13 protein-coding genes and 1 riboswitch are annotated in these 13,745 nt (G+C 70.1%); of the genes, 1 reads left to right on the forward strand and 12 read right to left on the reverse strand.

Annotated features, from left to right (window positions below; all coding sequences use genetic code 11):
• Nucleotides 1–22 precede the first annotated feature (22 nt).
• From bluB to cbiE, 6 genes are read right to left on the reverse strand one after another with little or no spacing between them, the layout of a single operon-like run.
• Complete coding sequence (bluB, locus tag AC3WJR_RS06025) at nucleotides 23–664, reverse strand: 5,6-dimethylbenzimidazole synthase (RefSeq protein ID WP_492723137.1); 642 nt, start codon at nucleotides 662–664, stop codon at nucleotides 23–25.
• The gene (gene cobF, locus AC3WJR_RS06030) at nucleotides 661–1,434 is read right to left on the reverse strand and encodes a precorrin-6A synthase (deacetylating) (protein WP_492723139.1); all 774 of its coding nucleotides are present in this window, start codon (nucleotides 1,432–1,434) and stop codon (nucleotides 661–663) included. The genes bluB and cobF overlap by 4 nt, the downstream gene beginning before the upstream one ends.
• The gene (locus AC3WJR_RS06035; protein WP_492723141.1) at nucleotides 1,427–2,740 is read right to left on the reverse strand and encodes a cobyrinic acid a,c-diamide synthase CobB; all 1,314 of its coding nucleotides are present in this window, start codon (nucleotides 2,738–2,740) and stop codon (nucleotides 1,427–1,429) included. The genes cobF and AC3WJR_RS06035 overlap by 8 nt, the downstream gene beginning before the upstream one ends.
• Complete coding sequence (gene cobM, locus AC3WJR_RS06040) at nucleotides 2,737–3,522, reverse strand: precorrin-4 C(11)-methyltransferase (RefSeq protein WP_492723143.1); 786 nt, start codon at nucleotides 3,520–3,522, stop codon at nucleotides 2,737–2,739. Before cobM ends, AC3WJR_RS06035 begins: the two co-directional genes overlap by 4 nt.
• On the reverse strand, nucleotides 3,519–3,899 hold the full coding sequence (locus AC3WJR_RS06045) for a cobalamin biosynthesis protein (protein ID WP_492723145.1): 381 nt from the start codon (nucleotides 3,897–3,899) through the stop codon (nucleotides 3,519–3,521). The genes cobM and AC3WJR_RS06045 overlap by 4 nt, the downstream gene beginning before the upstream one ends.
• Nucleotides 3,881–5,101, reverse strand: a complete 1,221-nt coding sequence (gene cbiE / locus AC3WJR_RS06050) for a precorrin-6y C5,15-methyltransferase (decarboxylating) subunit CbiE (RefSeq protein ID WP_492723147.1) — start codon at nucleotides 5,099–5,101, stop codon at nucleotides 3,881–3,883. The genes AC3WJR_RS06045 and cbiE overlap by 19 nt, the downstream gene beginning before the upstream one ends.
• On the opposite strand from cbiE, the gene AC3WJR_RS06055 reads away from it, so the two are divergent.
• Nucleotides 5,100–5,849 (forward strand): cobalt-precorrin-6A reductase, encoded by a 750-nt coding sequence (locus tag AC3WJR_RS06055; protein ID WP_492723149.1) that lies wholly within the window; start codon nucleotides 5,100–5,102, stop codon nucleotides 5,847–5,849. The two genes, cbiE and AC3WJR_RS06055, sit on opposite strands and share 2 nt — an antisense overlap.
• On the opposite strand, the gene cobJ is transcribed toward AC3WJR_RS06055, so the two are convergent.
• From cobJ to cobW, 6 genes are read right to left on the reverse strand one after another with little or no spacing between them, the layout of a single operon-like run.
• The gene (gene cobJ, locus AC3WJR_RS06060; protein WP_492723151.1) at nucleotides 5,825–6,574 is read right to left on the reverse strand and encodes a precorrin-3B C(17)-methyltransferase; all 750 of its coding nucleotides are present in this window, start codon (nucleotides 6,572–6,574) and stop codon (nucleotides 5,825–5,827) included. The genes AC3WJR_RS06055 and cobJ overlap by 25 nt on opposite strands.
• A complete protein-coding gene (gene cobI / locus AC3WJR_RS06065) occupies nucleotides 6,571–7,308 on the reverse strand; it encodes a precorrin-2 C(20)-methyltransferase (protein WP_492723153.1) in 738 nt (245 codons plus the stop codon). Before cobI ends, cobJ begins: the two co-directional genes overlap by 4 nt.
• On the reverse strand, nucleotides 7,305–7,934 hold the full coding sequence (locus AC3WJR_RS06070) for a precorrin-8X methylmutase (RefSeq protein ID WP_492723155.1): 630 nt from the start codon (nucleotides 7,932–7,934) through the stop codon (nucleotides 7,305–7,307). Before AC3WJR_RS06070 ends, cobI begins: the two co-directional genes overlap by 4 nt.
• The gene (locus AC3WJR_RS06075; RefSeq protein WP_492724181.1) at nucleotides 7,934–8,995 is read right to left on the reverse strand and encodes a ferredoxin-like domain-containing protein; all 1,062 of its coding nucleotides are present in this window, start codon (nucleotides 8,993–8,995) and stop codon (nucleotides 7,934–7,936) included. Before AC3WJR_RS06075 ends, AC3WJR_RS06070 begins: the two co-directional genes overlap by 1 nt.
• 38 nt (nucleotides 8,996–9,033) lie before the next feature.
• The gene (gene cobN / locus AC3WJR_RS06080; RefSeq protein WP_492723157.1) at nucleotides 9,034–12,294 is read right to left on the reverse strand and encodes a cobaltochelatase subunit CobN; all 3,261 of its coding nucleotides are present in this window, start codon (nucleotides 12,292–12,294) and stop codon (nucleotides 9,034–9,036) included.
• A 6-nt stretch (nucleotides 12,295–12,300) separates the two neighbouring features.
• Nucleotides 12,301–13,338 (reverse strand): cobalamin biosynthesis protein CobW, encoded by a 1,038-nt coding sequence (cobW, locus tag AC3WJR_RS06085; RefSeq protein ID WP_492723159.1) that lies wholly within the window; start codon nucleotides 13,336–13,338, stop codon nucleotides 12,301–12,303.
• Nucleotides 13,339–13,508: 170 nt separating this feature from the next.
• Nucleotides 13,509–13,745: riboswitch (cobalamin riboswitch) on the reverse strand.

Raw genomic sequence — 13,745 nt, forward strand, 5'->3', positions numbered from 1 at the left:
AATGGGGTGGAGGGAAGGGAAGTCATCGTTCCAGCGTCCGGACTGCGACCGGCTCGCGCGCTTGCCAGCCGCGCCGTTCGAGTTCGGGGATGTCGGAAGGGTCCAGCGGATAGCCGAGACACAGCAGCGCGATCAGGCTCCACTGCGGCGGCACGTCGAGCAGTTCGGTGACGACGGATGGCTCGAGGATCGACACCCAGCCGAGCCCGATCCCGTGTGCGCGCGCCGCCAGCCACAGCGTGTGGATCGCCATCACGGTCGAATAGCGCAGCATCTCGGGCATCGTGGTGCGGCCCAGCGTATGGCCCGCGAAGGGTTCCTCGTCGCAGAACACCGCGATCAGCTCGGGCGCCTCGCGAATGCCGTGCAGCTTGAGCGCGCGATAGCGATCCCGGCGTTCTGTGTCGTGGATCGCCATTGCGGCTTTTGCGGACACGTCATCGACATGCGCGACGATCGTTTCGCGGAGCGGCAGCGAGCGGATGCGGACGAACCGCCAGGGCTGCGCATTGCCCACCGACGGCGCGAGCGCCGCGGTTTCGAGCAAGCCCTGTATGACTGCCTCCGACAACGGGCGCGGGTCGAAATGCCGGACGTCCCGGCGCCAGCGCAGCAGCGTTTCGAAGCGATCGGCGAACTCCGGATCGAACTCGGGCGCGGTCATGCCGCCACCCCGCGGCGCAGCAAATACGTGTCCATGATCCAGCCATGCTCGGCGCGCAGCATTGCCCGGCGCGCGACGATCGTCTCCGCGACCTCGGCCAGCGGCCCGGCGATCAGCGCCTCGTGCGGCATCCCGAGATACGCACCCCACCAGATCGTGATCACGTCCGGATCGAGCATGGTGAACGCACAATCCCCGTCGAGCATCACCGCCAGCGTATCGACGCCATCGGGCCAGCCTTCCGCCCGCAACCGCCGCCCGGTCGTGATCAGGACCGGCGCACCGAGCCTATTGAGCGGGATCGCGTGCGCCGCGGTCAGCGCCTGCAAGCTGGTGATGCCGGGCACGACGTGGACGCGCAGCGCGACCCCGTCCGCGCGCAGCCGCTCGGCGATCCGCAGGCTGCTGTCGTACAGCGACGGATCACCCCACACGAGCAGCGCAAACCTGCCCCCGTCCGGAAGCTGCGCGGCGATCTGCGTGGCCCAGCACGCGGCGATCGCGTCATGCCAATCGCCGACTGCGGCGAGATACGCGCTCTTTCCATCACGTTCGGGCAAGTCGAACTCGACCACCCGCGTCGCCCCCGTCAACACGCGTGCGCAGATCTCCCGCCGCAGCACGATCAGGTCGGACGCCGCTTCGCGCTTGCGCGGGAGGAGGATCACGTCGGCGGCATTCATTGCGGCTTCCGCGGCCCGCGTCAGATGGTCCAGGTTGCCCGTGCCGATCCCGATCAGGTGGAGGTCGATGACGGGGCGCTCAGGCATCGGGCGCGATCAGGTGGAAGAAGGTGCCCGTCACGCGGTCGCGATACGATCCGGTCTCCGCCACAGCGGTGCCTTCCGCATCGACGACATGCGCCAGCGCCGGGTCGGGCTGGTCGAGGATTGTCGAATAATGGAACTCGTGCCCCCGCAGCGCCGTGCCGATGCCCGCACCCGCCATCGGCGCGACCAGCGTCGCGTGGCGATAGCCGAGATGCATCTTGCGCCGCTCATAGCTCGTCACCAGTCCGAGCAGCCCCGCCATCGCATGCCGCACGCCGTCCGCGTCGATCAGCCCCTGGCCGAGCGCCATATAGCCGCCGCACTCGCCGTGGACCGGTCGCGTCTGCGCGTGCGCGATTAGTCCCGCCCGGAAATGCTCGGCGGCGGCAAGCCGTCCGGCATGGAGTTCGGGATAGCCGCCGGGCAACCACACCAGATCCGCGTCCCCCGCCGGAGCCTCGTCGGCCAGCGGCGAGAAAGGCAGGATCTCCGCCCCCGCGTGGCGCCATGCAGCGAGCATGTGCGGATAAACGAACGAAAACGCCGCGTCCTGCGCCAGCGCGATCCGTTGGGCGGGTGGCGCGAGACGGGGCGCTTCCACCGCCCCGGTCGGGGCGCCGACCGCCCGTGCCGCCGCACGCAACGCGTCCAGATCGACATGCTCGCGCAGGAACGTAGCATAATCCGCGATCCGCGCGTCGAGATCGGGATGTTCGGACGCCTGGACCAGCCCGAGGTGCCGCTCGGGCAGCTTGAGGTCGCCACGCCGCGGCAATGCCCCGAACACGCGAAGCCCGACCGCCGCCATCCCGCTGCGCGCCAGCCGCTCGTGGCGCGGGCTAGCGACCCGGTTGAGGATCACGCCCGCAATCTCGACGTCCGGATCGTAGCGCGCGAAGCCGAGCGCGGTGGCGGCGGCGGATTGCGCCTGGCCCGATACGTCGATCACCAGCACGACCGGCCAGCCCATCCGGCGAGCCACGTCCGCGCTCGCCCCGTTCCCGGTCGCGCCCGGCGTCGCGACACCGTCGAACAGCCCCATCGATCCTTCCGCCAGGACCAGATCGGCATCGCTCGCCTTCGCGCCAAGCCCGTGCAGCATCCCCGCCGACATCGCCCAGCTATCGAGATTGAACGACGGTCGCCCGCTCGCCGCGCGGTGGAAGGCGGGGTCGATATAGTCCGGGCCGCTCTTGAACGGCTGCACCCGCAACCCGGCATCGCGAAACGCGCGCAGCAGGCCAAGCATCACCGTGGTCTTGCCCGTGCCCGAGGCTGGGGCGGCGATCATCAGTCCGGGCGTCATGCCTCGGTCCCGGCGAACCGCGACTGCGGCGTGGTCGGTCGGAAGCGACGGTCGTAGTCCGCTGCGTACAGGCTGCTCTCGCCAAAATCGCCGGGGGCCAGCACCCGCCCAACGAGGATCAGCGCGGTCCGCTCCGGCCCGTCCGCTGCCGCTGCGACGATCGTTTCGAGCGTCGCGCGCACGATCCGCTCGTCCGGCCAGCTCGCCCGCCACACGATCGCGACCGGGCAATCTGCGCCGTAGGCCGGGGTCAGCTCGGCGACGACCCGATCGAGCAAGTGGATCGACAGATGGATCGCCAGCGTCGCGCCCGTCGCCGCGAAGGCGGGCAGCGCCTCGGCATCGGGCATCGCGCTCGCGCGACCCGAGGTGCGGGTCAGCACGACCGACTGGGTCAGCCCGGGCAGCGTCAGTTCCGCCTCCAGCACCGCCGCCGCCGCCGCGAACGCCGGAACGCCGGGCGTGATGCTCACCGGGATCCCCAGCGCGCGCAGGCGGCGCAGTTGCTCGCCCATCGCCGACCAGATCGACAGGTCCCCCGAATGGAGCCGCGCAACGTCATGCCCCGCCGCGTGCGCGCTCGCGATCTCGGCGATGATCTGGTCGAGCGACAAGGGCGCTGTGTTGACGATCCGCGCCCCCGCCGGACAATGGTCGAGCAGCGCCGCGGGCACCAGCGATCCCGCATACAGGCACACCGGTGACCCCGCGATCAGGTCTCGCCCGCGCAGCGTGAGCAGGTCTGGCGCGCCGGGCCCCGCGCCGATGAAGTGAACGGTCATGTGCTGGGTCCTTCTGCGATGGCACAAGTCGCCATCCGGTCGGGGGAAATGCAGCGCCGCACGATCACCCGCGCGCCGGTCCCGGCCGCGGCGAGGGCTGCGGCTTCGGCAACGCTCCCGGTACCGCGCGCGGCGAGACTGGCGCTCGACTGCGTCGGCGTCTCGACGTGCAGCAGCCGTTCGGGTGCAAGCGCGATCAGCGCGATCCCGCGCGTGGCGGCGAGCGGGGCGAGCAGGGGGGCCTTGTCGGCAAGCGTCGCAAGCGCGGTGACACGCCGCTGCCCCAGCTCCGCCTGCACCAGCGCCGCCTCGCACGCCGCCAGCGTCGCCGCGTGCCGAAACCCGAAGCCCGCGACGATCACAGCGTCACGCTCCACTGCACGATCGGATAGTGTGCCCGCCACCCACGCCGCGTCCCGATCGGCGCCACCTCGGACAGCGCAATGCGGAGCAGATCGCCGCCCCTCAGGCCCTGCCACTGCGCGAGCAGCGCCTCGGACTCGAGCGTCACCGCATTGGCGACCAACCGCGTGCCCGGCGGAAGGTGCGCCCACAGCCAGTCGAGCATCGCCGCCGAAAGCCCCCCACCGATGAACACCGCATCGGGTAAGGGATGCCCCGCCAACCCCTCCGGCGCGCGCGCCACGGCGACGCCCAGCCGATCCACGCCCAGCGCCTCCGCATTGCCCCGCATCCGGTCAGCGCGCACCGGATCCGCCTCGAACGCCACCGCCTGCGTCGTCGGATGTGCGAGCAGCCATTCGATCGCGATCGACCCGGACCCCGCACCGATATCCCACAAGGTCTCGAACGGTCGCGGTGCAAGCGCCGACAGCGTCAGTGCGCGCACCGGGCGCTTGGTGATCTGCCCGTCATGCGCGAACAAGGCGTCGGGCCGCCCCGCAACGGTCGGAACCACCGCGCCCGCGCCCGCGACCAGCACCCCCACCGCAACCGGATGCGCGATATCGCCAAGCGCGAACCCCGCCGCCGTCACGCGCCGCACCCGCTCCCGCGGTCCCCCCAGCGCCTCCAGCACCCACAGGTCGCTCTCGCCAAACCCCAGCGCCGCCAGATACCCCGCCAGCGCCGCCACCGCCGCGCCATCGCGCAACAGTACGATCGCCCGGACCCCCGGCGCCACCACGGTGCGCAACCGCGCAAGCGGCGCGGCATGGAGCCCGAGGCACGCGGTCGTCTCGATCGCCCACCCCAGTCGTGCCGCCGCCAGCGCAAAGGTCGAGGACACCGGATGCGCGACCCATTCGCCGGGAAGAAGCGCCCGCGTCACCACCGATCCCGCCCCGAACCAGAACGGATCGCCCGACACCAGCACCACCACCCGCTGCCCCCGCCGCGCCAGCAACGGTGCGATCCCGTCCGCGAACGGCACCGGCCACGGGGCAACGTCCGCCGCCAGATCGCCCAGCAACTCCGCCAGCAACGCGAGATGCCGCGCCGCCCCCGTCACCCATTCCGCGCGCGCCAGTGCATCGCGGCTTGCGGGGGACAGCCCCGCTGGTCCATCCTCGCCGATCCCGACGATCGTCAGCCACGCTTCCCCGAGTTCATCCGCCATGCCGAACATCCTGATCCTCGGCGGCACGACCGAGGCGAGCGCGCTCGCGCAGGCGGTCGCCGCACGCGGGCTGCGCGCCACGCTGAGCTACGCCGGGCGCGTCGCCAGTCCGAAGCCGCAACCCGTCGCCGTCCGCATCGGCGGGTTCGGCGGCGTCGCAGGCCTGACCAAGTATCTGCGGGACGAGGCGATCACCCATCTGGTCGACGCGACCCACCCCTTCGCCGCGCAGATGAGCCACAACGCAGTCCTCGCCGCCACAGCCGCCAACGTGCCCCTTATCGCGCTGACTCGCCCCGCCTGGACTCCCGAACCCGGCGACAGCTGGCACAGCGTTCCCGATGTCGCGGCGGCGGTAGCGGCGCTTGCTGGCGCGCGGCAGAACGTCATGCTTGCGCTCGGACGGATGCACGTCGCCGCCTTCGCCGCGCAGCCGCAGCACCGCTACCTCCTGCGCTACGTCGATCCGCCCGAAACGCCGCCGCAGCTCCCCGATCACCACATCGTCGTCGATCGCGGCCCGTTCACCGCCGCGGGCGACGAAGTGCTGCTCCGCGCCCACGCGATCGATCTGGTCGTGTGCAAGAACGCAGGCGGCAGCGGCGCGCAAGCCAAGCTGATCGCCGCCCGCGCGCTCGCTTTGCCGGTGCTGATGATCGACCGCCCCGCGCTGCCCGACCGGCATCAGGTCGCGGAGATCGCGGCGGTGCTGCACTGGATCGCTCACGACGCCGACCGCGGCGTATAGAGGATCGGCGGGCCGTCCCGGAGGATCGTCCGCGTCGTGCTCGACCCGACGATCACCACCGTCCGCATGTCCGCCATCTCGGGCGTCGCGTCGGGCAGCGGCACGATCCGCAGATTCTCCTCCGCCGTCGTCACCGCACGCGCGAACAGCACCGGCCGGTCGTCGCCACATTCCTCCCGCAGGATCGCAAGCGCGCGCCCGAACCCTTCAGGCCGGGCGCGCGAGCGTGGATTATAAAAGGCGATCGCGAAATCCGCCTGCGCCGCAAGCCGCACGCGCCGCTCGATCAGCGCCTGCGGCTTGAGATTGTCCGACAGGTTGATCGCGCAGAAATCATGCCCGAGCGGCGCACCCGCCCGCGCCGCGGCGGCGAGCATCGCGGTGATCCCGGGCAGCACGCGAACGTCGACCCCGCGCCACGCCGCCGGACCGTGATCGATCGCCTCGAACACCGCCGCCGCCATCGCGAACACCCCCGGATCGCCCGACGATACGACCACCACCCGCTGTCCCGCCAACGCGAGCGTCAGCGCATGGCCAGCGCGGTCCAGCTCCACCCGATTGTCGGAAGGATGCAGCGTCAGGCCTTCCCGTGGCGCAACCCGCGCGACATAAGGAATATAGCCGATCACGTCGGTCGCCGCGGCAAGCGCAGCAGTCACCTCAGGCGTCACCAGCGCCGCATCCCCCGGCCCGAGCCCCGCGATCGCGATCCACCCGCTCATGGCCGCCGCCCCTGACCGTGGATCAGCAGGATCGCAAAATAGGGCGCGATCCCCTCGACATCGGCCAGCCGCGTGACGCGCTGCTCGGGCATCGCGGCATATTCGACCAGCCACGCCCCCTCCGTCCGCCCCGCCGCTGCGACCGCGCGGCGCAGTTTGCCCAGGTGCCGCCCGATCTTCATCACCACCAGCGCATCGGTATCGCGGATCCGCCGGGTCAACGCGTCCTCGCCCATCGTCGCGGTCAGGACGGTCAGCACGTCCTCGCCCCAGGTGATCGGAATGTCGCTCGCGGTCCACGCGCCCGACATGCCGGTGATCCCTGGGACGACCCGCACCGGCGCGACCCCCGCCAGCCGGCTGTGGAGGTGCATGAACGATCCATAGAAGAACGGGTCGCCCTCGCACAGCACGACGACATCCTCGCCCGCCGCCGAAAGCGCCGCGAGATGCGCGGTACAGTCGGTGTAAAAGCCGCACAGTCGATCGGCATAGCGCGGATCGGATGTCGGAATTTCGGTCGTGACGGGATATTCCATCGCGAATTCGACCGCGTCCGGATGGAGCATTCCGTCGACGATCCGCCGCGCGTGGCCGGGCTTCCCCGCCTTGCGGAAGAAGGCGACATGCTGCGCGCCACGCACCAGCCGGTCCGCGCGCACGCTCATCAGATCCTGCGCACCGGGGCCGAGCCCGACGCCGTGGATGATGCCCGGGGGAAGCGGCTCGGTCATTCCGCGCGGCTCGCGAGCGCGTTGATCGCTGCGACGGTGATCGCACTCCCGCCCAATCGGCCTTCGACCACGACGCACGGCACCGGCTGTTCCGCCCACAACGCCGCCTTGGACTCGACCGCCCCGACGAAGCCGACCGGGCAGCCGATGATCGCCGCGGGGCGCGGGCAGGCAGGGTCCTCGAGCATGTTGAGCAAATGGAACAGCGCGGTCGGCGCATTGCCGATCGCAACCACCGCGCCCGCCAGATGCGGTCGCCACAGCTCCAGTGCGGCGGCGGAGCGCGTGTTGTGCATCGTGCGGGCGAGCTCGATCGTCGCGGGATCATGCAGCGTACAGATCACCGGATTGTCCGCAGGGAGGCGTCCGCGCGTGATCCCTTCGGTCACCATCCGCGCATCGCACAGGATCGGCGCGCCCCCCGCCAGCGCCGCGCGGGCAGCGCGCGCGAAGTCGGGCGAGAAGCGGATCTGCGCCGCCAGTTCGACCAGACCCGCGGCATGGATCATCCGCACCGCGACGGGTTCCTCCTCGGGGGTGAAGCGATCGAGCTCGGCTTCGGCGCGGATCGTGGCGAAGGACTGGCGATAGATCGCCGCACCGTCGGTTTGGTAGACATGCGGCATCAGGAAACTCCGAAATGGGTGAGAAGCCGGTTTTGGTCGAACCCGATGAGGGCAGGCGGGTCGCCAGCGCGCGCGTCGAACGCGACGTCGAAGCGCCCGTCGCGCCCGGTGAGAACGACGTCCGCAGGCCGCGACCGCGCGCACCCCTTGGCGCAACCCGAGACGTGCAGCCGTCCCGCGACATGCGGCGCGAGCCGCAGCGCCAGCGCGCGTGTCTCGACGCTCGCCTGCGGGCAGTCGGGCGCGCCGACGCAGGCGTCCACGGCGATGCCGACCGGGTCGGGGGTGGTGGGAGCCGTACCCCCCTCAACGATCACGCGACGCCACGGCGTGATCCGCAACGCGCTGACGCCCGGCGTCGTCAGCGAAGCTAGCGTTCTCGCGTCTATCCGCCCGAACGCGACGCCATGCACAGCGCCGAGACCATGCGCACCAGCCGCGAGCATCGGTACGGACGCTGCCGGAAGAGCGTCGCCACGCGCCCAGTCGGGGAGGGGGGCGGCATGACGCGCCATCCGCCCCGCGGTAACGCCGCCGCTCGCGACGAACCATTCCGCCAGCGCGTTCATTGCGGCAACCGCGTCGCCCGGCGCGATGCGCACCCCAGTCGCACGACCGTCCGCGCGCAGGATCAGCCCGCCGTCTGCGCCACGCTCGACCCGAATGTCGGCAGGGTCGTCGCGCAGCACCGGCGCGGCCCCTGCATCGATCGCAAACCCGAACTTGCCCGGCAGATCGGGAAAGTTGGCTAGACGCGCGATCACGTCGCTGGCGATGCGATGCGTCTCGTCGCCCGAACGCCAGTCAGGCGCGACTAGCACCGCATGGCGGGCTTCCATCGTCGGATCGGGGTCGACCAGACCGAGGCCGCACAATTCGTCGATCAGCGCGGGCCAACTGTCTTCGCAGACGCCGCGGATCTGCAGATTGCCGCGGTTGGTCAGGTCGATCTGCCCGTTGCCATGCGTGCTCGCCGCCTCACACAGGCCCAGCACCTGCGCACGCGTCAACCGCGCCAGCCGCGGGCGGACCCGCACGATCAGCCCGTCCCCCGCCGCCATCGGGCGATGCGCGGTCGGGCACCAGCCTCGGACGACGCTCACGTCCGGTCCTCCAGCCACGCGAGCGTCGAATTACGCCTCGTAGCCCACAGCCCCGCCGCATGAAGCGCCGCAAACCGCGCTTCCATCGCCGCAAGCGCCAGCGGATTGGCCTCGGCCATGAAGGCGCGAACCTCATCCTGCGCGAGCGTCGCATCGTAATAGAGATCGATCGTCTCCGGCGTCACGACATCGGCGAGCGACGCGAAGCTCCCGAGATGATCGAGCGTCGCCGCAATCTCGGCAGCCCCCCGGAACCCGTGGCGCAGCATCCCCGCGATCCACCCGGGATGCGCCGCCCGCGCCCGCACGACCCGCGCGATTTCCTCCGCCAGCGGACGGGCACGCGGCCGTGCCGGATCGGTCGCGTCGAGATGGTACAGCGCCGCCTTGCCCCCGACCACGCCCAGCGCCGCCGCAAACCCTGCTTCGTGCGCCGCATAGTCCGCCGCAAGCAACAGGTCGGTCTCGGGCAGGTCCTGGACGTGGACGAAGCCGTCCGCAGCGGCGACCCGCGCGGCAATGCCTGCGGCGTCGGCGTGCGCATCCCCCGCATCGAGCGCAAAGCCCGACGCGGCGAGCCACGCCGTGCCCGCCCCGATCCGCGCCTCGGGCGTATAGGTGTCCGCCGCATCGCCCAAGCCGATGCCGTAGCTGCCCGGACACGGGCCATAGACGCGCGGCCCCGGCGCGGTTCCGACGAACGGATTGCGATCGGCGGGCTCATCGCGCTGCGCAAGGGCGCGAATGGCCTGTCCAAACAGCGCACAAAGCGTGGGAAAAGCGTCTCGAAACAGTCCCGAAACGCGTAAAGTGACGTCAATTCGGGGACGATCCAGCGTCATTAAGGGCAGGATTTCGATCCCCGTCACCCGATCCGTGGCATGATCCCACACCGGTTCGACCCCGAGCAGGTGGAGCGCCATCGCAAATTCCTCACCCGCGGTGCGCATCGTCGCCGACCCCCACAGGTCGACCACCAGCCCGCGCGGATAGTCGCCATGATCCTGCAAATGCCGCCGGATCAATTCGTTGGCGAGCAGAACACCTTGCGCCCGCGCCGAGCGCGACGGCACCGCGCGCGGATCGGTCGTGTACAGGTTGCGCCCGGTCGGCAGCACATCCTGTCGTCCACGCCACGGCGACCCCGATGGCCCGGGTGGAACCCGCTCTCCGGCCAGCGCGCGCAACAGCCCGTCGCGTTCCGCCGGCCCCTGTTCGCCCCGCCCGAAGACATGGAGCCCGTCGCCAAATTGGCTGTCTTTCACGTCACATACGAAGGTGTCGATCCGCGTGATGGCATCGGCCTGCGACGCCGCAGCGTCGAGCCCCAGCACCGCATCCAACCCGAGCGACCGCGCCTCGTCCGCAATATCGCCCCGCAATCGATCGCGCCTCGCCGGATCGAGCCCGTCCGCGTTCGAGAATTCGTCGAGCAACGCCTCCAGCCGCCCCAGCCCCGCGCCGCTGCGCGTGGCGACGAGCGGGGGCGGGACGTGACCAATCGTCACCGCACCGATCCGGCGCTTTGCTTGCGCGGCTTCACCCGGATCGTTGACAATGAACGGATAAATGACCGGCATCGCGCCCGTAAGCGCGGCGGGCCAGCAGTCGTCCGACAGCGCAACCGCCTTGCCGGGCAGCCATTCGAGCGTCCCATGCGCACCGACATGCACCAGCGCATCGATCCCAAGCGTCCGCAGCCACAGATAGAAGGCGACATACCCATGCCGCGGGCAGCGCGTAAGATCGTGATATCGCTCGGCCCGCATCTGCGGATCGCCGCGTTCGGGCTGAAGCGCGATCAGGCCAGCGCCGGTGTCGATCGCCGCAAAATGGAAGGCATCGCCGCGGACGGCACGGTCGGTCTCCGGCAAGCCCCAGGCGTCGCACAGGTCGGCCTGCAGTCGTGCCGGAAGGTCGGCCAATGCCTTGCGGTAGGCCGCAACCGCCCAAGTCATTGTATTATCGAGAACATCACCCGCAACGTTCGTCACTTTCGCCGGATCGACCGCATAGCCCGCCACCGCCAGATCCCCCAGCATAGCGCCCACCGACGCAATCGCATCGAGCCCCACCGCATGCGCCATCTGATGCGCCTTGCCGGGATAGGTCGACAGAACGATCGCGATCCGTCGTTCCGCAACCGGCGTGGCGGCAAGCCGCGCCCACCCGTCCACCTGTGCAACGATCGCTATGATCCGCGCCGGATCAGGCCGGTGCTCGCGCCGCGCATATTGCAGATCGGCGTCGCGCGGCGCGGCCTCCTTGAAGCTCGCAACGCCTGCAAAGACGCGCCCATCCACCTCAGGCAGAACGACATGCATCGCCAGATCCGCCGGAGACAACCCGCGCGGCGCGTCCAGCCAAGCCGCGCGATCCGACGTCGCCAGCGCCACCTGAAACACCGGCACCCCGGCCCCGTCGAGCGGCGTCACGCCCGCCGCATCGCTCGCCGAGAAAGCGGTCGCGTTGACCATCGCAACCGGCCCCAGCGCCGCCACCCACCGAGCGATCCAGCCGCGCGCGCCTGCCTCCTTGAGCGAGGGGACGAACAGCCCGATCGCGTCATATCCCTTGGCGGCGAACGCCGCGTGCAGCGCCGCAATCGGCGCGACATCGGCGGCCAGCAGGTACGATCGATAGAAGACCAGCAGCACCCGCGGCTTGCGCGCCGTGATCGCGAACGCGGCGGGGCAGGAGGCCCCCGTGTCGGGTTGCCACCCACCAACCGCTGCGATCACTGGCGGGGTCGCGGCAAGGTCGTCAGCCAGCCCCGCCGCTGCCGCGAGTCCCTCGATCGCGGCCCGTGCAGCGTGTGCGCCGCCAAGATCGCACAGCCCCGCCAGTCTTCGCAGCGTCGCGACGGGCAGCGTCGAGGCCGCATCCAGCCGCGCATCCACGCGCCCGTCCGCGGGCAGCACCGCCAGTGCGATCCCGCGCTGCCGGGCGAGCGCGGCGACCTGCTGGACGCCGTAAGACCAATAAGCGGTACCCCCGATCAACCGGATTAGGATCCCCCTGGCCGCACCGAGCGTCCGTTCGACATAGGTATCGACCGAAAGCGGATGCGTCAGCTCGGCGAGATTGGCGAGCCGCAGCGTCGGCAGCGCAGGCCCCGCCGCCCGCCATCCAGCCGCGAACGCGCCGAGATCGCTGTCCGAGAAGGACAGCACTACTAGATCCGCGGCATCCTGCCCCAGATCGCGCGGGGTCGCCGCGTCGTCGATGCCATGCGTTTCGCGAAAGGCGACGTGCATCGTCGCTCAGCCGATCAGCGCCGCCCTGATTGCCACAGGATCCAGCCGATCGCGCTCTGCAATCACCACGAGTTGCGACGTGCGCGCTTCGTCGCTGCGCCACAGCCGATCATAATGCGTCCGCACCCGCGCCCCGACCGCCTGCACGAGCAACCGCATCGGTTTCCCTGCCACTGCCGCATACCCCTTGACCCGCAGCACGTCGCCCTGCGCAGCAAGCGCCTCGATCCGCGATGCCAGTTCGGCGGGGTCGGCAATCTCGGGCCATGCCACGACGATGCTGTCGAAGTCGTCATGCTCATGCTCATCCTCGCCGTCATGATGCGACGGGCGCGCGGCGATATCGTCCTCCGCCGCGGCACCCAGCCCGAGCACGATCCGCGGATCGATCACGCCGTCGACGAGCTCAATCACGGGGAGCGTGCGTCGCATCTCGGCAGCGATCAACTTGCGCGCAACCACAACCGCGTCTACCCCGGCGAGGTCGCATTTAGTCAGCAGCACCAGGTCCGCGCACGCGAGCTGATCCTCGAACACTTCGGACAAGGGCGTCTCGTGGTCGATACTGGGGTCAGCCGCGCGCTGCGCATCGATCGCATCCAGGTCGGGCGCGAACCGCCCCGCCGCGACGGCCTCCGCGTCGGCGAGCGTGATGACCCCATCGACGGTAATCCGCGACCGGATCGCAGGCCAGTCGAATGCCTTGAGCAAAGGCTTTGGCAATGCCAGCCCCGATGTCTCGATCAGGATATGGTCGGGCCGGGGATCGAGCGCGAGCAACGTTTCGATCGTCGGGATGAAATCGTCCGCGACCGTGCAGCAGATACAGCCATTGGCAAGCTCGACGATGTTCTCCGCCGGGCAATCGGGGATCGCGCAGCCCTTCAGGATGTCGCCATCGACCCCGAGGGTGCCGAATTCGTTGACCACGACCGCGAGGCGTCTGCCACCAGCGGAACGGATCAGATGGCTGATCAACGTCGTCTTGCCTGCTCCCAGGAAGCCGGTGACGATGGTGACGGGAACTTTGGATAGATCGGACATGCTCTTCCCCGCGGCGCGACAGCAACGAACGGAAGGGGCCGATTACGGACGGCGCGCGACGGCGGACGAGCGCCGAATGCCGCCCGAGCCACGCACCGATGCAGCCCCAGCCGCATAGGCTCGTCGCTCAGACGGAGAACCGTGCCGCGGCCATCCCCTGGGCCAAGGCAAGAGCGACCTTATCGCCGGCAGGTCTCCTGGCTCGCGGGTCATCGCTCGAGCATCGCCTTCCCAGACGTCCGGTCCGAAGACCGGTGCAGTCCAGTGGCCGCCCGCTCCGAGTGGAGGGGGCATGACGCTTTCGCTCACCGCTTACAGTTGCAGGGACAGCCGCGGATTTGGGGGAAGCCCCCGCACCGCATTCCCATTCAAGCCCCTCGCGGGGCACCGGCGCGATCAACGAGAAC

The organism is Sphingomonas sp. FW306-05-A, assembly GCF_058782275.1.

What these genes read in the sequence shown, in the direction of transcription:
- bluB (WP_492723137.1), bottom strand. Translation starts at nt 664, where the DNA reads ATGACCGCGCCCGAGTTCGATCCGGAGTTCGCCGATCGCTTCGAAACG.
- cobF (WP_492723139.1), bottom strand. Translation starts at nt 1,434, where the DNA reads ATGCCTGAGCGCCCCGTCATCGACCTCCACCTGATCGGGATCGGCACG.
- AC3WJR_RS06035 (WP_492723141.1), bottom strand. Translation starts at nt 2,740, where the DNA reads ATGACGCCCGGACTGATGATCGCCGCCCCAGCCTCGGGCACGGGCAAG.
- cobM (WP_492723143.1), bottom strand. Translation starts at nt 3,522, where the DNA reads ATGACCGTTCACTTCATCGGCGCGGGGCCCGGCGCGCCAGACCTGCTC.
- AC3WJR_RS06055 (WP_492723149.1), top strand. Translation starts at nt 5,100, where the DNA reads ATGCCGAACATCCTGATCCTCGGCGGCACGACCGAGGCGAGCGCGCTC.
- cbiE (WP_492723147.1), bottom strand. Translation starts at nt 5,101, where the DNA reads ATGGCGGATGAACTCGGGGAAGCGTGGCTGACGATCGTCGGGATCGGC.
- cobJ (WP_492723151.1), bottom strand. Translation starts at nt 6,574, where the DNA reads ATGAGCGGGTGGATCGCGATCGCGGGGCTCGGGCCGGGGGATGCGGCG.
- cobI (WP_492723153.1), bottom strand. Translation starts at nt 7,308, where the DNA reads ATGACCGAGCCGCTTCCCCCGGGCATCATCCACGGCGTCGGGCTCGGC.
- AC3WJR_RS06070 (WP_492723155.1), bottom strand. Translation starts at nt 7,934, where the DNA reads ATGCCGCATGTCTACCAAACCGACGGTGCGGCGATCTATCGCCAGTCC.
- AC3WJR_RS06075 (WP_492724181.1), bottom strand. Translation starts at nt 8,995, where the DNA reads ATGGCGGCGGGGGACGGGCTGATCGTGCGGGTCCGCCCGCGGCTGGCG.
- cobN (WP_492723157.1), bottom strand. Translation starts at nt 12,294, where the DNA reads ATGCACGTCGCCTTTCGCGAAACGCATGGCATCGACGACGCGGCGACC.
- cobW (WP_492723159.1), bottom strand. Translation starts at nt 13,338, where the DNA reads ATGTCCGATCTATCCAAAGTTCCCGTCACCATCGTCACCGGCTTCCTG.